The organism is Lysobacterales bacterium, from assembly GCA_014946745.1.
Lineage (GTDB): Bacteria > Pseudomonadota > Gammaproteobacteria > Xanthomonadales > Xanthomonadaceae > Aquimonas.
The window spans coordinates 219,372-236,990 of sequence record JADCRD010000002.1 but is presented as its reverse complement, the minus strand read 5'-3'; the positions used below and the strand labels follow the sequence as shown (position 1 = coordinate 236,990).

The 17,619-nt window shown below is 68.7% G+C and carries 17 protein-coding genes; 2 read left to right on the top strand and 15 right to left on the bottom strand.

The window, feature by feature from the left end; translation table 11 throughout:
• Positions 1 to 129 precede the first annotated feature (129 nt).
• Together H4O13_13300 and bfr are read left to right on the top strand one after the other, a co-directional pair.
• Positions 130 to 2,409, top strand: a complete 2,280-nt coding sequence (locus tag H4O13_13300; GenBank protein MBE5316363.1) for an NADP-dependent malic enzyme — start codon at positions 130 to 132, stop codon at positions 2,407 to 2,409.
• Between the two features lie 439 nt (positions 2,410 to 2,848).
• Complete coding sequence (bfr, locus tag H4O13_13295; GenBank protein ID MBE5316362.1) at positions 2,849 to 3,325, top strand: bacterioferritin; 477 nt, start codon at positions 2,849 to 2,851, stop codon at positions 3,323 to 3,325.
• Positions 3,326 to 3,643: 318 nt separating this feature from the next.
• On the opposite strand, the gene H4O13_13290 is transcribed toward bfr, so the two are convergent.
• The 15 genes from H4O13_13290 to fliD form a co-directional block, all read right to left on the bottom strand.
• A complete protein-coding gene (locus tag H4O13_13290; GenBank protein MBE5316361.1) occupies positions 3,644 to 5,140 on the bottom strand; it encodes a flagellar hook-length control protein FliK in 1,497 nt (498 codons plus the stop codon).
• Entirely contained in the window at positions 5,137 to 5,574 is a 438-nt protein-coding gene (gene fliJ, locus H4O13_13285; protein MBE5316360.1) for a flagellar export protein FliJ, read from the bottom strand. The genes H4O13_13290 and fliJ overlap by 4 nt, the downstream gene beginning before the upstream one ends.
• Positions 5,575 to 5,576: 2 nt before the next feature.
• Entirely contained in the window at positions 5,577 to 6,947 is a 1,371-nt protein-coding gene (gene fliI / locus H4O13_13280; GenBank protein MBE5316359.1) for a flagellar protein export ATPase FliI, read from the bottom strand.
• Positions 6,944 to 7,576 (bottom strand): flagellar assembly protein FliH, encoded by a 633-nt coding sequence (locus H4O13_13275; protein MBE5316358.1) that lies wholly within the window; start codon positions 7,574 to 7,576, stop codon positions 6,944 to 6,946. Before H4O13_13275 ends, fliI begins: the two co-directional genes overlap by 4 nt.
• Positions 7,577 to 7,602: 26 nt before the next feature.
• Entirely contained in the window at positions 7,603 to 8,610 is a 1,008-nt protein-coding gene (fliG, locus tag H4O13_13270) for a flagellar motor switch protein FliG (protein MBE5316357.1), read from the bottom strand.
• Positions 8,603 to 10,354, bottom strand: a complete 1,752-nt coding sequence (gene fliF, locus H4O13_13265) for a flagellar M-ring protein FliF (protein ID MBE5316356.1) — start codon at positions 10,352 to 10,354, stop codon at positions 8,603 to 8,605. Before fliF ends, fliG begins: the two co-directional genes overlap by 8 nt.
• A 16-nt stretch (positions 10,355 to 10,370) precedes the next feature.
• Positions 10,371 to 10,703: a flagellar hook-basal body complex protein FliE gene (gene fliE / locus H4O13_13260; protein MBE5316355.1), complete on the bottom strand. Its 333-nt coding sequence runs from the start codon at positions 10,701 to 10,703 to the stop codon at positions 10,371 to 10,373.
• A 63-nt stretch (positions 10,704 to 10,766) separates the two neighbouring features.
• Positions 10,767 to 12,188 (bottom strand): sigma-54-dependent Fis family transcriptional regulator, encoded by a 1,422-nt coding sequence (locus H4O13_13255; GenBank protein MBE5316354.1) that lies wholly within the window; start codon positions 12,186 to 12,188, stop codon positions 10,767 to 10,769.
• On the bottom strand, positions 12,181 to 12,564 hold the full coding sequence (locus H4O13_13250; protein ID MBE5316353.1) for a response regulator transcription factor: 384 nt from the start codon (positions 12,562 to 12,564) through the stop codon (positions 12,181 to 12,183). The genes H4O13_13255 and H4O13_13250 overlap by 8 nt, the downstream gene beginning before the upstream one ends.
• The gene (gene rpoN, locus H4O13_13245) at positions 12,561 to 14,018 is read right to left on the bottom strand and encodes an RNA polymerase factor sigma-54 (GenBank protein ID MBE5316352.1); all 1,458 of its coding nucleotides are present in this window, start codon (positions 14,016 to 14,018) and stop codon (positions 12,561 to 12,563) included. The genes H4O13_13250 and rpoN overlap by 4 nt, the downstream gene beginning before the upstream one ends.
• A 232-nt stretch (positions 14,019 to 14,250) precedes the next feature.
• Positions 14,251 to 14,883, bottom strand: coding sequence for a response regulator transcription factor (locus H4O13_13240; protein ID MBE5316351.1), 633 nt, complete (start codon positions 14,881 to 14,883; stop codon positions 14,251 to 14,253).
• A gap of 88 nt (positions 14,884 to 14,971) precedes the next feature.
• Positions 14,972 to 15,538 carry a PilZ domain-containing protein gene (locus H4O13_13235; GenBank protein ID MBE5316350.1) on the bottom strand — a complete coding sequence of 189 codons (567 nt, stop codon included), beginning with the start codon at positions 15,536 to 15,538 and terminating at the stop codon, positions 14,972 to 14,974.
• Positions 15,535 to 15,816: a hypothetical protein gene (locus H4O13_13230; protein ID MBE5316349.1), complete on the bottom strand. Its 282-nt coding sequence runs from the start codon at positions 15,814 to 15,816 to the stop codon at positions 15,535 to 15,537. Before H4O13_13230 ends, H4O13_13235 begins: the two co-directional genes overlap by 4 nt.
• 25 nt (positions 15,817 to 15,841) lie before the next feature.
• Positions 15,842 to 16,246 (bottom strand): flagellar export chaperone FliS, encoded by a 405-nt coding sequence (gene fliS / locus H4O13_13225; GenBank protein MBE5316348.1) that lies wholly within the window; start codon positions 16,244 to 16,246, stop codon positions 15,842 to 15,844.
• Between the two features lie 17 nt (positions 16,247 to 16,263).
• The gene (fliD, locus tag H4O13_13220) at positions 16,264 to 17,616 is read right to left on the bottom strand and encodes a flagellar filament capping protein FliD (protein ID MBE5316347.1); all 1,353 of its coding nucleotides are present in this window, start codon (positions 17,614 to 17,616) and stop codon (positions 16,264 to 16,266) included.
• Positions 17,617 to 17,619: the final 3 nt, after the last annotated feature.

Sequence of the window (17,619 nt, the reverse complement as noted above, 5' to 3'; positions counted from 1 at the left end):
CTGGGCTTTTTCACACGCTCTGAGCGCAGGCCGACGGCGGCGGCCACATACGCACCGGCATGGCCCGTTGCGGTGCGCGCGGGGCGCTACCATGGGCGGCCCCGCTGTCTCTTGAGCCCCGCGCCCGCCATGTCCGACAACGACGCCTTCAAGCAAGCCGCCCTCGACTACCACCGCCAGCATCCGCCGGGAAAGATCAAGGTCACGCCGACCAAGGCGCTGGTCAACCAGCGTGACCTGGCGCTGGCGTACTCGCCGGGCGTGGCGGCGGCCTGCGAGGCCATTGTCGAGGACCCGAACCAGGCTTCCACCGTCACCGCCCGCGCCAACCTGGTCGCGGTCATCACCAATGGCACTGCTGTGCTCGGCCTCGGCAACATCGGCCCGCTGGCGGCCAAGCCGGTGATGGAAGGCAAGGGCGTGCTGTTCCAGAAGTTTGCCGGCATCGACGTGTTCGACATCGAGGTCAGCGAGAACGACCCCGACAAGCTGGTCGACATCATCGCCGCGCTGGAGCCCACCTTCGGCGGCGTCAACCTGGAAGACATCAAGGCGCCCGAGTGCTTCATCGTCGAGCGCAAGCTGCGCGAGCGGATGAAGATCCCGGTCTTCCACGACGACCAGCACGGCACCGCGATCATCGTCGGCGCCGCGGTGCTGAACGCGCTGCACGTGGTCGACAAGAAGATCGAGGACGTCAAGCTCGCGACCTCCGGCGCGGGTGCCGCCGGCATCGCCTGTCTCGACATGCTGGTGGCGCTGGGCCTGAAGCCCGAGAACATCCTTGCCATCGATCGTGACGGCGTGCTGCACACCGGCCGCACCGATCTCGACCCCGACAAGCGCCGCTACGCGCGCGACACCGCGGCGCGCAGCCTCGCTGAAATCCTGGTTGGCGCCGATGTGTTCCTGGGCCTGTCGGCCGGCAACATCCTGAAGCCGGACATGCTGAGCAGCATGGCCGACCGCCCGGTGGTGCTGGCCCTGGCCAACCCCACGCCCGAGATCGACCCGGCGCTGGCGCGCGCCACCCGCCCCGACAGCATCGTCGCGACCGGCCGCTCGGACTATCCGAACCAGGTCAACAACGCGCTGTGCTTTCCCTACATTTTCCGCGGCGCGCTGGATGTCGGCGCCACCACCATCAACGAGGCCATGAAGCTGGCCTGCGTCAACGCGATCGCCGAACTCGCGCGCAAGGAGGCCTCAGACCTCGGCGCGGCCTACGCCGGCGAGACGCCGAGCTTCGGGCCCGACTACCTGATCCCGCGGCCCTTCGATCCGCGTCTGCTGGCTTCGCTGGCGCCGGCGGTGGCGAAGGCGGCCATGGAATCGGGCGTGGCCACGCGCACGATCGATCTCGATGCCTATCGCGAGCGACTCAACACCTTCGTGTTCCGCACCGGCCTGCTGATGAAGCCGGTGATCGATCGCGCCCGCGCCCAGCTGCAGCGCGTCGCTTACGCCGAGGGCGAAGAAGAAGTCGCCCTGCGCGCGGTGCAGACCGTGGTCGACGAGCGCATCGCGCGGCCGATCCTGATCGGTCGTCCGGCCGTCATTGAAGCGCGCATCCAGCGCTTGGGTCTGCGCATCCGCCCGGGTGTCGATGTCGATATCACCAACATCGATGACGACCCGCGCTTCAACGAGTACTGGCAGCTCTACCACCAGATCATGCAGCGTCGCGGTGTAACGCCTGCGGCCGCCAAGGCGATCGTGCGCTCGCGCGCCACGGTCATCGCCGCGCTCATGGTCCGCCGCGGCGAAGCCGACGCCCTGCTCTGCGGCCTGGTTGGCCGCTACCAGAAGAAGGCCAAGCACGTGCTCGACGTGCTCGGCACCGATCAGGGCGAGGACAAGGTCGCTGCGCTCTCAGCGGTGCTGAACGACAAGGGCGTGTTCTTCTTCACCGATACCCACATGCAGGTGGACCCCACCGCCGACCAGATCGCCGAGAGCGCGCTGCAGGCGGCCTACCGCATCAAGATGTTCGGCATCGAGCCGAAGATCGCGCTGATCAGCCACAGCAATTTCGGCACCCACGACAGCCCCAGCGCGGTCAAGCTGCGCGAGGCGCTGAAGAAGATCCGCGTGCGTGCGCCGAAGCTCGAAGTGGAAGGCGAGATGCACGTCGATGCCGCGCTGAACGAGGACATCCGCGAGCGTCTGTTCCCCGACTCGCGGCTCAAGGGCCGCGCCAACCTGTTCGTGTTTCCGAATCTCGACGCCGCCAACACCGCCTACAACCTGGTCCGCAGCATGACCGACGGGGTGGGCCTGGGTCCGATCCTGATGGGCGTCTCGCACAGCGCCCACGTGCTCACCGCGTCCGCCACCGTGCGCCGCGTCGTCAACATGAGCGCGATCGCCGCGGTGGAAGCGCAGGTGCGGAACGCGATGAGGGGGTGAGAGGCGGGGATTTGGGATTGGGGATTGGCCGACGGTCGGGACGGCGGTCAGGCCTGTAGGCCTTTGACGATCATCGCCCTGATGACACGCCCTCGGCCTCCACACCGCGGGCTGCGAATCCCTGCCCGGCCCTCGCGCACAGCGCTCCGGCGTTCGGCGACCCGCGCGGCAGTGCCGCGCAAGCGGGCCGCCTGCCTCTGGCCCGGCCCTCGCGCACAGCGCTCCGGCGTTCGGCGACCCGCGCGGCAGTGCCGCGCAAGCGGGCCGCCTGCCTCCGGCCCGGCCCTCGCGCACAGCGCTCGGGCGTTCGGCGACCCGCGCGGCAGTGCCGCGCAAGCGCGCCGCCTCACCCCCAATCCCAGCTCTTGAACGCTTCTCATCTGATCGCCTCCACGAAGCCTTGGGTATCCTGCCTATCGGTTTTCGTGGAGGCGGCACCATGCAAGGGCATCCGGAAGTTGTCGAGTATCTGAGGTTCCTGCTGCGCGGCGAGCTGGCTGCGCGCGATCAGTACCTGATCCATTCGCGCCGCTACGACGACCTCGGCCTTGCGGCGCTGTACGAACGCATCAATCACGAGGCCGAGGAAGAGGGGCAGCATGCCGATGCGCTGCTGCGCCGTATCCTGTTCCTCGGCGGTGATCCCGACATGCGGCCTGACGCTTTCGAGCCCGGCCGCACGGTCGAAGAAATGCTGGGCCGCGATCTGCAGCTGGAGTACACGGTGCGCGGGCATCTCGCGCGCGGCGTGGCGCTGTGCGAACAGCATGGCGACTACGTCACCCGCGACATCCTGCTCGCGCAGATGAAGGACACCGAGGAAGACCATACCCGGTGGCTGGAGCAGCAGCTGCGCCTGATCCGCATGCTGGGCCTGGAGCGCTACCAGCAGAGCCAGCTCCGCGGCGCCGGCTGAGCGAACCCATAGGGTGGGGTCTTGACCCACCGGCTTGAGAGCTTTGTCGCGGCCGGGATTCCATAGGGTGGGCTTTGACCTACCGACTTCATCGCCTGGTCGCGGTGCACGCGGCACCTGGGCTTCATGCGGCGGGCGGAAGGCTGGCGGCCGTTGCGAGCGTGGGCTTGGGCGTGTTCGAGGCTTCCGCGCGGTGGGTCAAGACCCACCCTATGCTCGCGCCGATTCCCGATTCCCGATTCCCGATTCCCGATTCCCGATTCCCGATTCCCGATTCCCGATTCCCAATCCCCAATCCCCAATCCCCAATCCCCGCCCTCAGGCGAAGTCGTCGACCAGGCCTTCCCGCTGCCGCGCGGCAGTCGCGCTTGAAGTCTCGGCGCTGTCGGGTCGCGTGGGCTCGGCGCTTTCCTCGCGTCTTGCGAACTGTTCGCGCTGCTGCGGCGCGTCCTGGTAGGCCGCGCGCTCCTGTCCGACCTGGGCGTCGGCCAGGCTGAAGCCCTGCTCGGCCAGCAGTTCACGCAGCCGCGGGACCTGCGTTTCGAGCAGGCTGCGCACCTCAGCGCTGCGGCTGCTGAACTCGGCGCGGATCTCATCGCCGTTCAACTCCAGGCGGATTTCCAAGGGGCCCAGCTCTTCCGGATCGAGCCGCAGTTCGGCGCGGCCGATCTGCTGCGTGGCCATCCACTGCATCTGCTGGCCCAGGGCCGAGCTGAACTGAGGCGAGGCCGCGTCAAGGCGCGCAGTCACGAACAGTGGCGGCAGGGTCATCAGGCTCTCGCGCGGGCTGGCCGTGAGCTCGGCGCGTTCCAGGCCGAAGGGCGTGATGGGCAGCAGGAAGCCGGTTTCGCCCGCAGGTCGTCGTGTGCTGGCGGTGGACTCGAGGTCCGTGCCCGCCAGCGATAGCGCGATGGCATCCCGCGCAGCGATCGGTTCGAGCGCGGAGCTCGCCGGCACAGACGCACCCGGCAGGCCTTGCCCCGGCAGGGACCCCAGGCTGAAGTCGGCCGCCGGGCGCGGGCTCGCGGGCTGGACGAGGGCTGTGAGGCGGATCGACGCGGTATCGACGTTCAGCGCGGAGAGCTGCGCCTTGTCGAGCGCAGTGGCGTCGATACGCGGTTTCGCCGACGGCAGCTCAGCGGCAGCACCTGTGCGCGCCGTGAGGCTGGACGCGAGCGCGGGCGCTGGCGCTGTGGGCGCGAGCGTGGCGGTCGCGGTCGCCGCGGCTGTCGCTGCCAGAGCCTGAACTGCGACGGGTGCAGCCTGGGCGTCCGCGGCGGCTGCAGCCCTGGCGGTGGGCGCGGATGTGGACTGCGCCAGTGCGATCGCGGCCAAGGCCGCAGTCGGCACGCCACCCGCGCCTTGCGGCAGGCTTGCCTCCACCGCAGGCGCAGTCGCCAAAGCGACTGGCGCCGGAAGCGAGGCCGGCGGCGTGAGGGACCGCGCGCTGGCGGCGCCCGCCAGCGATGCGGACGGGGCTGCGGGCAACTGCGCACCCAGCAGACCGCCAAAGCCGGCGGCGCTCGCCGCGCTCCAACCGCCGCCCGCCGCGGGCTCGGGCGGCAAGGGCGCAAGCCCGAGCGCGGCCAAGAGGCTGGCGTCGGGGCTCAGCGGTTCGCTGTCGTCGGTGTTCGCCGGCATGGCGTCGGGGGCGGCAGTCAGCACCTGCGAGGGCAGCGCCGATGGCGTGGGTGGCTCGGATCCGGCCAGCAGTGCAGGGAAAGCGCCCGCCTCGCCCGCGACCTCAGCTCGGGCACCTGCGGCGCGGGCGGGGCTGGCGGCTGTCGCGATCGCGCTGAGTCCGCTCGCGCTCATGGTGTGTCTCCGCGGCCCCGCAGATGCTGGCGGGCGGCGTGGTCATCCAGCTCGCGCTGCGCGCGCTGGTTATCGATGTGCGCTTCGCGCTTCTGGTAGGCCGCGGACAACTTCTCCAGCACCGCCTTCTCGCGGCTGGCGAGCAGCAGTCGGGTGCGCTCGATCTGGCAGTTCTCCTCGGCGCGGCGCACCGCCTGCTGCTGCTGTTTCAGGGCGTCGTCGAGGCGGTCCAGAAAGGCGCGACGGTTTAGCAGCTGGGCCGCGCTGGTCAGCTGGGCGGCAGGCTGGGCGTACTCGTGCGCGTACTTCGACAGTTCATCAAGACGCTGCTGGTGCGTGGCCAGGTGCTTGCTGCGCTCGGCCAGGGCGCGGGCGCGCTCGGTTTCGCGGTCGGTCGCGATCTGCTGGATCGGTCGGAGACGCTTGCTGTCCATTCTCAGGCTCCGGTGCTGCCTTCGTGGATCAGGTGGGAGAGTGCGGCCCGACTGCTGGCGATGTCTGCGGCGTCGGCCACATCCTGGTTGAGGAACCGCATCAGCGCCGGCCAGCGCCGCAGCGCGTCATCGACGCGCGGGTCCGAGCCGCGCTGGTAGGCGCCGATCGAGATCAGGTCCTTGTGGCTCGAATAGGCCGACATCAGCTGCCGCACCTGGCTGATCTGCGCGCGCCAGTCGCTGTCGGCGATCTCGCTGACCACGCGACTGACCGAGGCCTCGACATCGATGGCCGGATAGCGGCCGCCTTCGGCCACTGCGCGCGAGAGCACGATGTGGCCGTCGAGAATCGCGCGGGCGGCGTCCGAGATCGGTTCATGCACGTCGTCGCCTTCGGTGAGCACGGTGTAGAACGCGGTGATGGAGCCGCGTCCCGCAGAGCCATTGCCGGCGCGTTCGACCAGCTGCGGCAGACGCGCGAACACGCTGGGCGGATAGCCGCGGGTGGTGGGGGGCTCGCCCACCGACAGGCCGATCTCGCGCTGCGCCTGGGCGAAGCGGGTCAGCGAATCCATCAGCAGCAGCACATTGCGGCCCTGGTCGCGGAAGTACTCGGCGATGGCGGTGGCGCGCCAGGCGCCGTGCAGGCGCGCCAGCGGCGGTCGGTCGGCCGGCGTGGCGACCACCACCGCGCGGTTCAGGCCCATCTGGCCCAGCGTGTTCTCGACGAAGTCGCGCACTTCGCGGCCGCGCTCGCCGATCAGGCCGACCACCACCACATCCGCCGAGGTGTAGCGGGTCATCATGCCGAGCAGGGTCGACTTGCCGACGCCGGAGCCGGCGAACAGGCCGACGCGCTGGCCGCGGCCGATCGGGATCAGCGCATTGATCGCGCGCACGCCGACGTCCAGCGATTGATGGATGGGCTCGCGCTGCAGCGGATTGATGACCGGCCCGGTCAGGCTGACCGTGGCCTCGCAGCGCGGCTCGCCGCGGCCGTCGAGCGGCACGCCCTCGCCGTCGATCACGCGCCCGAGCAGGGCTTCGCCAACGCGCACGCCGGCAGCGCCGCCGGGCACCGGGACTACGCGCGCATTCGGCAGCAGGCCCTGCACCTCGGTGCTGGGCATCAGGAAGGTGCGCTCGCCGGAGAAGCCGACCACTTCAGCGTCGACCCAGCTGCCGTTGGCCGTCTGCAGGCGGCAGTTCGCGCCGAGCGGCACCTCGCAGCCGACCGCTTCCAGCGTGAGCCCGACCACGCGCTTCAGCACGCCCTCGCGCAGGAACTCGCGGCTGCCGGGCGGCGCTGCATGGGTGCGCAGGCGTGCGGCGAGTCGCGCATGGCGCGCGCTGAGTTCGGCCTGTGCGCTCATGCGGGCTCACCTTCATCGGCCGCGGGCGAGTCCGCCAGCAGGCGCGGCAGGATCTGCTCCAGCCGGGTCGCGAGGCGGGCATCGAGGCGCACGTCCTCGGCGTGCACGCGCAGGTCACCGCGTGCCAGGGCGGGATCGCCGTGGATGCGCACGCCGGCGCTGTCGGGCAGCAAGGGGGCGATTGCTTCGAGGTCTTCGGGGTGCAGCCTCACTTCGACCTGGCGTGGCTTCTCGCCGAGGCTGTCGATGGCCTCGTGAGTCAAGCGCGCCAGCAGTTCGGGTTGCACGACGTAGGCATGGCGCACCAGGGTGCCGGCAATGCGCGCGGCCAGCTCGGACAGCGCCCGCTCGACTTCGCCCTCAAGCTCGGACAGCGGCTTCGAGAACGCATCGAGAATGCCTTCGAGCCGGGCCTGCAGCAGACGCATCTCGGCCTGCGCCTGGGCCAGCCCTTCGGCGTGGCCGGCGGCAAAGCCTTCTTCATGGGCGGCGCGCTGGATGGCTTCGATCTCCTCCAGCGAGGGCGGCAGCGGCAGCGGCTCGTCGGCCTCCGGCTCCAGCGCGGGCGGCGGTGGGGCGTCCAGCACAGGCACTTCCCAGCGGCGCAGCTCCGGGCTGTCGGCGAGCATGCGCACCGGCGCCTGCGGGCTGCTGCTCACAGCAGCTCCTCAGTCTTGGAGCCGAGCTGGATTTCGCCGGCGTCGGCCATGCGACGGACGATGGCGAGAATCTCTTTCTGCGCGGTTTCGACGTCGGACAGGCGCGCGGGGCCGCGAGAGTCCATGTCTTCGACCAGCATCGCGGCGGCGCGCTGCGACATGTTCTTCAGGATCTTGTCCTTGACCTTCGAGTCGGCGCCACGCAGCGCCAGGCCGAGCTTGTCGCCCTGCACCTCGCGCAGCACCGACTGGATGGCGCGGTCGTCGAGGTCGGCGACGTTGTCGAAGACGAACATCAGCTCCTGGATCTGGTTGCACAGCTCAGGATCGATCTCGCGGATGCCGGTGCTGATCTGCTGCTCGGTGTTGGTGTCCAGGAAGTTGATGATGTCGGCCGCGACCTTGACGCCGCCGACCTGGCTCTGGTTCATGCCCTGGTTGCCGGCGAAGCGCTTCTCCATGATGTCGTTGAGCTCCGACAGCGCATTCGGCGGTATGCCCTCCAGCGTGGCGATGCGCATCAGGGCATCGACGCGGGTGCGCGCGGGCAGCAGCTTGATCACGTCGGCGGCCTGGTCGCTTTCGAGAAAGCTGAGCACGATGGCGATGATCTGCGGATGCTCGTTGCGGATTAAGTCGGCGATCGAGCGCGGGTCCATCCACTTGAGCGTTTCCAGGCCCTTGCTGTTGCGGCCGAGCAGGATGCGCTCGATCAGGTTGCCGGCCTTGTCCTCGCCCAGCGCCTGCACCAGCACCTTGCGCACGTAGTCGTCGGCGCCCAGGCCGAAGGCGGTCTGGCTCTGCAGGTCTTCGACGAATTCGTCGACCACCTCGATCACCTGGTCCTTGGTGACGTTGCTGATGGTGGCCATGGCCACGCCCAGCTTCTGCACCTCCTTGGCGTTGAGCTGGCGCAGCACTTCGGCCGCTTCGGCCTCGCCGAGCGACATCAGCAGAACGGCGGCGCGCTGGGTGCCGGTGAGCTTGTCGTTGTTGTCAGGCATCGGCGGCCACCCAGTTCTTCACGACCTGCGCCACGATCTTCGGGTCCTGCGCCACGGTGCTGCGGGCGAGCTGCAGCTTCTCGTCCAAGGTCTTGGCCGCGGCCACCATGGCCTCGCGCTGCTCCTGGGTGTTGTTGACCTGGCCGGGCAGCATGCGCACGCCCTCTTCGTCGTTCTCACCGCCTTCCGTGCGGCCGCTGAGCAGCGGCAGTTCTTCCTCGTCTTCGTTGGCCTCGTCGCGCCGGCGCGGCGCTGGCGCCAGCAGGCTGCGGATCACCGGACGCACCACGAACAGGATCAGCATCATCACCAGCAGCAGGCCGCCGCCGTACTGCAGCAGCGGCCAGAACCACGGCTGCTCCATCAGCGGCACGGCTTCGTCGATCGGCAGCGGCGCCTCGCGCAGGAAGGGCGCATTCATCACGCTCACCGCATCGCCGCGGGCCTCGCTAAAGCCGATCGCCTGCTTGACCAGCTCTTCGACCTGGGCGAGCTGTTCTGGCGTCAGTGGCTGCAGGGCGGGGAGGGCGGGTGCTGCGGCCGCGGCCGCAGCCGCGGGATCTGCAGCGGGGTCTGCGGCCGGGTCCGCCGCGGGGTCTGCGGCCGGATCGGCGGCGGGATCGGCCGCAGCGGGCGCCGCGGCCGGGTCCGGCACCGACAGTACGTGGTCGATCAGCACTGCTGCGGTGATCCGCTGCACGCGGCCGGTGTCGTTGCGGCTGTGGCTGACGGTGCGGTCCATCTCGAAGTTGCGGGTGGCGCTGCGCGAGGCGCTCTGCGGGCCGGCGGTGGCCGCATCAGCGGCCGCACCCGGCGGCGTGTTGGCGGTGGCGCCGGGCACGCCTTCGTTCGGCGGGGTGCTGTTGCTGCTCTCGGCGACCTGCTCCGAACGCAGCTTGGCGGGATCGGGTTCGAAGCGCTCGCGGGCTTCTTCGATCACCGAGAAATCCATGTCCACGCTGACCTGCGCGCTGACCCGTCCGGGCCCGGCGAAGGGTTCCAGCAGCTGCTGGATGCGCGCGACTAGGGTTTCCTCCAGGCGTCGACGCTGCTCGAACTGCAGCGCCGCCAGCACGTTGGGGTCATTGGGGTCGTTGTTGGTGAGCAGGCGCCCGGCCTGGTCGATCACCGTGACGCGCTCGGTGGCGAGGTCGGGGATGCTGCTGGCCACCAGGTGCACGATGGCTGCGACCTGGTCGCGTTCGAGCTGGCGTCCCGGGAACAGCTGCAGCATCACCGAGGCCGAAGCGGGCTGGCGCGCGCGGGTGAAGGCGCTGGGTTTCGGCAGGGCCAGATGCACACGGGCTTCGCGCACGGGGCGCAGTTCGCTGATGGTGCGGGCGATCTCCATCTCCAGCGCGTGCTGGTAGCGCGCACCCTCGACAAACTGGCTGGTGCCAAAGCCCGGGCTTTCATTGATCGATTCGATGCCGGGGCGCGTGGTCTGCGGCAGCCCTTGGGTGGCGAGCTGCATGCGCGCTTCGCGGGCGCGCGCCTCGGGCACGCGGATGGCGCCGGTGACGGCATCCACTTCGTGCGGAATCTGTGCTCCCTGAAGGGCGGTCACCACCTCAGCCGCATCGCGATCGGGCAGGCCGGTGAACAGGTTGACGTAGGTCGGCGACAGCGACCAGAAGAAGCCGGCGATGCCGAGCGCGATTGCACCCGCAAGGGCGAGCAGCAGGCCCGCCTGGCGCACCGCGGGAATGTCCTTGACCTGGGAGAGCGTGAGTTGGTTGTCCATGACCAGCGTCCTGCGCTTACAGCGGCATGTTCATGACGTCCTGGTAGGCCTGGACCAGCCGATTGCGCACCTCGACGGTGGCGCGGAAGCTGACCGAGGACTGCTGCGAGGCGAGCATCACCCGCACCAGGTCGACGTTGGGGTCGCCCATCTCGAAGGCCCGGGACAAGGCGGAGGACTCGTTCTGTTGGTTGTTGACCTGGGTGACCGCGCGCTTCAGCGTGTTGCCGAAGCCGGTATCGGCCGCCGCAGGCGCAGGCGTTTCGACCGGGCTCGGCCGGTTCGTCTGCAGCTGTCCCTGCAGACTGCGGATCTGCGAAAGGATGGCGTTGATGCTGGCGTCGCTCATGGAGGGCCTGGACCGTCCTGACGGGTTCAGGCGGTTCTAGGCAAGAGCTGTGCCGCAGGGCTGTCAGGAATCTGGCGTCAAATTCAAGTCGCCGTCGCGACCCAGGCCGTACTTGCGCAGTTTCTCTACCAGCGTGGTGCGGCGCAGGCCGAGCAGCTGGGCCGCGTGTGCGACCACGCCGTCGGCGCGGTCCAGCGCGGCGCGGATCAAGCTCATCTCGATGCGGGCGATATGGTCTTTCAGGTCGATGCCCTCGGGCGGGAGCGTGTCGACCGCGCCGTGCGACTCGTTGGCGATCACTGCATCGAGCTCGTTCTCTTCCGGCAGCTCGACGCCGTCGCGGTAGCGCGCCGGCAGATCGCGGGCACGCACCAGGCCGCCCGGGTGCAGCACGGCCAGACGCTCGATCAGGTTGGACAGTTCGCGCACGTTGCCCGGCCACGGGTAGGCCTGCAGCACCTGCAGCGCCTCCGGCGACAGCCGCACGCTGCCGCGGCCGGATTTCTCCAGCTGCTTGGTCAGCGCGTTGACCAGGTCCGGGAGGTCTTCGCGGCGGTCGCGCAGCGATGGCATCTCGATGGGGAAGACGTTGAGCCGATAGAACAGATCCTCGCGGAAGCTGCCCTTGACGATGGCTTCTTCGAGATTGCGATGGGTGGCGGCGACGACCCGCACGTTGCAGCGGATGGTGTCGCTGCCGCCAACGCGCTCGAAGCTGCGCTCCTGCAGCACGCGCAGCAGCTTCACCTGCATCGGCATGCTCATGTCGCCGATCTCATCCAGAAACAGCGTGCCGCCCTCGGCCAGCTCGAAGCGACCCTTGCGCGAGGTGATGGCGCCGGTGAACGAGCCTTTCTCGTGCCCGAACAGCTCGCTTTCCAGAAGTTCGGCGGGAATGGCGCCGCAGTTCACCGCCACGAAGGGGCCGTTGCGGCGCGCCGAGCGCTCGTAGATGGCGCGCGCGCAGACTTCTTTGCCGGTGCCGGATTCGCCGAGGATCAGCACGGTGGTGTCAAAACTTGCGACCTGCTCGATCATCCGCCGCAGCTTCTGCACCGCCGCACTGCCGCCTGTCGGGCCGCCGCGCGGCGCGCCGGCGTCGGCGATGTCCTCCATCTTCTTGATGCTGGCGCGGCGCAGGTGTTCCACCAGCTGCGGCTGCTTGATCGGGTAGTCGAGCGGCCAGAAATTGGCGTCGTTCAGGCCGAAGGCCTCGGGCCCGTCGAGATGGTGCTCGGGCAGCGCCAGGATCGGCGGATGCAAGGGGTCGCGCTTCATCCAGTCGAGGAAGGCTTTCCAGCTCTTCACGTCGGTGATCTCGCCCAACACGACGGCGAGCCAGTCCTGCGGGTCGTGGCGCGACAGATGCAGCTCGTCCGCGTCGGTGACCACGCGCGGGGTCAGGTCCATGAAGTCGAGAATGGTGCCGATGCGCTCGCCGCGGCCGCGGTCGGCATCGATCACCAGCACACGTGATTCAGACATGGCCCCGCTCTCCCGCCAACCGCGCCAGGATCGGCATGACCTCCTGGACATAGTTGAGCTTGCTGATGAAGGCATCGGCGCCGGCGCGCGCCGCATGCTCGCGGTGTTCGGCGTCGTCGAAGTGGCTGGCGATCACGATGTACGGCGGCGCGGTCTGCGCTTTGATCAGGCGGGTGGCCTGCAGGCCGCCCATCTCGGGCATGGCCAGATCCATCAGCACCACAGCCGGCTTCAGCTGCTCGGTTTGGGCGATCGCTTCCAGTCCGTTCATCGCGCGGCCGACCACCTCCAGCCAACCGACGTTGCGGAAATGCCGCATCGCCGCGTTGAGGAAGCCATCGTGATCATCGACCAGCAGGACGGTAAGGCGATTCATGGGGCAGTTCTCGTAAAGTGGGGAACGCGGGGAGCTCGATGATCGCCCATCGCCTGCAGACGGCGCTCCTTGGCCGAGCCAATGCCCAGCATTTCGCGATACTTGGCGACGGTGCGGCGGGCGATGCTGACGCCCTGGCGGGCCAACAGGCTGACGATGGTGTCATCCGCCAAGGGGGCGGAAGGATTCTCGGAATCGATGAGGCGTTTGACCATGGCGCGCACGGCGACGCCGGCCACCGACGCGCCCTCCAGGCGCACCGCGAAGAAGTACTTCAGCTCGAACGTGCCGCGCGGGGTCTGCACGTACTTGCCGGTGGTGATGCGCGAGATCGAGGACTCGTGCATGCCGATGGCATCGGCCACTTCGCGCAGGGTCAGCGGGCCCATGCCCTCCTCGCCGCGCTCGAAGAAGCCGAGCTGACGCTCGACGATGGCCTGGGTCGTCTTGAGCAGGGTGTCATAGCGCATTGACAGTCCACGGGTCAGCCAGCGCGCGTCCTGCAGCAGCTCGCGCATCTTCTTGGCGCCGGCATCGTCCTGCGCGGCGTTCTCGAGCAGGGCCTCGCACACGGGGCTGATGCGCACCTTCGGCGCGGTCAGCGGGTTCAGGCTGACCACCCAATTGCCGTTGCGGCCCTTTCGCACGATCACGTCGGGCACCACGTACTGCTGTGGCTCCGGAGTGGAGTACGCGCCCGGCTTGGGATCGAGCGCCATGATCAGGCGCTCGGCACAGATCACCTCGTCGGCGCTGACATCGAGCACGTCGGCAATGGCGTTGTGGTCGTGCTCGGCCATCAGCTGAAGGTGCTCGGACACCATCCGCAGGGCCAAGCCATGGCCGGGTTCATCGTGATCGCGCTGCTCCAGCTGCACCAGCAGACATTCGCGCAGGTCGATGGCACCGAAGCCGGCGGGCTCCAGACGCATCAGCTTCTGACGGATGCCCGCGAGCCGCAGCGGATCGATGCCGCGGGCGCGCGCGGCTGCGGCGAGCTCCGGCAGAGACATTTCCAGATAGCCGGCGTCATCCACCTGGTCGATCAGCCACGCCGCCGCTTCGATCTCGTCGCGTGAGTGCAGCTCCAGGCTCAGCTGCTCCAGCAGACGCTGGCGGATACCGCCGGTTTCGCGAGCGACGCAGCGCGCGAGCGGATCGTCGTCGTCGTTCGGTGCGCTGTTGACCCGGCTCAAGCCGGCTTCGATGAACTCGCTGGGCAGGTCCTCGCGGGGACCGTCCAGGGCGTCCTCCAGCTCCACCTGAGCGGCTTCGGCGGCCTCGTCGGCGGCTTCGTCGTCGACGTCGGCCTCCAGCAGCGGGTTGTCCTCGAGCGCGCGGTTGACCTCCGCCTCAAGCTCGATCGCGTTCAGGTGCAGCAGTCGGATCGACTGCAGCAGCTGCGGCGTCAGGCTGAGCGTTTGGCTGAGCTGCTGTCGCATGCCCTGTTTCATGGAGACCCCTTGCGAACTTCGTCAACGCCCGCACAAGGGGCATGTACTGAACATTCTCGGCATCGAACGTCGGAAAATTAATCAGGGTGGACCCTACATGCGTCGGGGAATCCCCCACAAAAACGGAAACCCGGCGCGGATTGAGCCGGGTTGCAGGCGGTTTTGACGGTCGATCCGGGTAGGAACCGGACGAAGCGCGCGAGGCGCGACCGGCGGCGCCGGTGGTTCGACGTCAGGCGTCGAGCGCGCGCTGCACGGCGAAACGCAGCAGCTCACTGGAGCGTCGGATTCCCAGCGTCTCCATCATCCGCGCGCGATGGGTCTCGACGGTCTTGACGCTGATGCCCAACAGGGCCGCGATCTCCTTGGTGACCTTGCCCTGCGCCAGCAGGCGCAGGATCTCGCGCTGCCGTGGTGGCAGCGCTTCGAGGTCCTGTGCGCCGGGCACGCGCTGATGCGCGTTGCCCAGCATGCGCGACGAGATCTTCGGGCTCAGAAAGGTGTCGCCGCGCAGGGCTGCGCGCAGGGCGATCTCCAGCTCGGCCGGCGCGGCCTCTTTGACCACGAAGCCCAGCGCGCCGCGCTCCAGCGCGGTGCGCACATAGGCAGGATCGGCATGCATGGACATCATCACGATGGCGGTTTCGGGAAACAGCCGGCGCATGTCGATCAGGACGTCGAGCCCATTGCGGCCCGGCATGGCGAGATCGACGAGGGCGATATCCGGACGGTGGATGGCGGTGAGGTCCAGCGCCTCCTGGCCGTCCTGGGCCTCGGCGACGACCTCGATATCGGGCTGTGATTCCAGCAGGCGGCGGATGCCGGCGCGTACCAAGGTGTGGTCGTCGGCGATCAGTACGCGCATGCGCGGCTCTCGGGGAAGCGGTCTTGGAATGGAAACTTAACGCAGCGAACGGATTCGCGAAAGCATGATGGACTTCACGGCATGCGAATCAGCTGCTGCCCCGGCGATGCGCGGCGATCTGCCGGCGGTGCTGGCGGAACAGAAAACGCTCCAGCGCGGCTTCCAGTCCGGCCGGGGCAGGGGTGAAGGACAGCCAGAGCGCCCAGTGCCCGCTGTCCCGCGCTTCGCTGGCGAGCACTTCGACCGGCAGCCGCAGCGGCAGATTGAGCCCGGTCGGCAGCTGCAGGCTGAGCAGATGTCGGCTACCCGCCGTACGTTCAGACGAGGCCACCACCTGCGCGCCCAGGCGCGACCAGCGCACCGGACGCGGCGCCGATTGCGGCTGTTCGGCCGACAGCATCCGCCCCAGCAGCTCAATCGCGAGATCGATCTTGGCTTCCATGCGCAGCAGGGCGGTGTCCTGCGGGCTGTGCTCGGGATCGTCAGGACCGCTGGCCTCAGCGCTCGCAGCGCTGCGCAGCAGCCGTTCGGCCATGGCCTGATGGCGGAGGATCTCATCCGCGCGATCGGGACCCGGGGTCAGGGTCCAGGACAGCTCATCGCTGCACACCAGCGCCTCGCCGAAGAGTCGACGCTCGGCCTCGGTAGGGCTCATTCGCCGCTGTCCGTGAGGTAATGGTTCACGGCCGTGTGGCCTCGGCGTTCATTGCCCAGCCGTTCGCCCAGCTGGTCGCGCAGCGCGAGCATCAGCGAATGCACACGATGCTGGCGCGCCAGCAGGCTGCGGGCCACGGTTTCATCAATGGGGTGCGGGCTGGCGAAAGCCGCGCGCACCGCGCAGTCGTGTTCGGCCAAGGCTTCCGCGGCGCCGTCCAGCTCACCGCGTTCCAGGCGCGAGGCGAGCGCTTCGAATCGTTCGAGGATCTCGCGCATGCCTGGGCTCCGGTGAACAGCGTGGTCAGCCGGCCTTTTGCTGCAGCTCCGGCGGTATCGCAGCCCAGGCGGACTGCACCTCGGCGAGCAGCCCATCGACCTCAGTGAAAGCGGCCGGATCATTGCCGGCATTGCCTTCCACCAAACGGCGGGTGGCGTAATCGTAGAGCGCTTCAAGGCTTCCGGCCACATCACCGCCGGCGCTGTGGTCCAGCGAGCCGCGCAGACTGTCGATGATTACGCAGGCGCGGCTGATGGCCTCGCCCTTGGCGGCCACGCGGCCTTCGGCCATCGCGGTCATGGCGAGGGCGATGCGCTCGCGGGCGCCGCTCAGCAGCAGACTGATCAGTTTGTGCGGGCTGGCATCGATCACCGAGCCTTCAAGGCCGGTGCTGCGGTACTGCTTCAAGTAGGCCTGTGCGCCGTGCATGGGAGCGTCCTCGTGGTTTAGCGGGCGGCAGACGGCAGCTGGGCGAGCTGACTGGCCAGGAAGCTGCTCGTGCCCTGCAGCTGGGCGACGATCTTCTCCATGGCGGTAAACTGCGCTAGATAGGTCTTCTGCACGCCCTCCATTCGCAGATCCAAGGCTTCGCGCTGACGCGTGACGTCGTCTAGACGTTCATTGATGGCCTTGTTGCGGCTGGTGATGACGCCATTGGCGCCGGTGAAGCCGTCCACCAGGTCGACAACGCGCTTGCCGCTGCTGCCGTCGCCACTGAACAGTTTGGCCACGGCCTGCGGGTTCGCGTTCATCGCGGCGTCGAAACGCGCTGCGTCGAGCTTGAGGCTGCCGTCGGCCTGGAAGGCGATGCCGACCGAGTTGAGCGAGGCGAAGCCCGGCGGCTGTCCGGGCACGCTGGCGCCGATCGCGTTGCGCAGCTGGCTGACCAGCGAGCGCGGCAGCGCGTCACCCGTGAGCGGCGAAGTCACCTCGGTTTGCGGGTTGGCCAAAGTCGCCACCTTGACCGCGCTTAGCACGCTGTTCACCGAAGTCACGAAGGCTTCGGCCTGCTTGCGTGCAGCGCCATCGTCGCGGCCAATGCTCAGCGTGGTGCGGGTGGTGGCGGGGTCGGTTTCCGCCTTGGTCGCGGTGAAACTGACGCCGGGAATCACTGAAGCAAAAGTGTTGCTGCTGGACGAGGCCAGGTTGCCGTCGACCCGGACCTGGGCGTTGGCTGCCGTCGAGTTGACGGTAAAGGCCGTGGCAAACGCGGCAAGGTCGCCGCCGCCGCTGATCGACAGCGCTTTGGCCGCGCCTGTCTCGCGGCCGGTCAGCACCAGGCGAACGCCGTCATCTGTGGTGACCAGGCTGGCGGCAACGCCCGCGTTATCGCTGGCGCTGTTGATGGCGTCGCGCAGGCCCTCCAGGGTGATCGGGGCGCCGCCGGCATTCACCGTAAAGCTCGACGCGCCGACGTTCAGCGTCAGGCTGCCGCTGCCCAGCGAAGTGGCGGGGGTGGCGCGCACAGCCGAGCTCATCTTTCCTGCGCGCGCGAGATTGACGACTTCGATCTCGTAGCTGCCCTGCTGGGCCTGGGGGCCGGCGGTGGCGCTCAGGTAATTGGCGTTGCTCAAACCGACGGTGCGCGCGCCGAAGCCACTCGCTCCGCTGAACGCGCCGGCTGCTGACTTGAGCTGGGCCAACACGCTGCTGAGGTTGCCCAGCGAACTCAGCTGGGCGCGCGCGCCGGACTCGATGCGCGACAGGCGCTGCGCCTGCGGGGCGCGCTCGGCGGCCACCAGCTGGCTGACCAGACCCTGGATGTCGAGACCCGAACCGACGCTTCCCACGCTGGACATGGC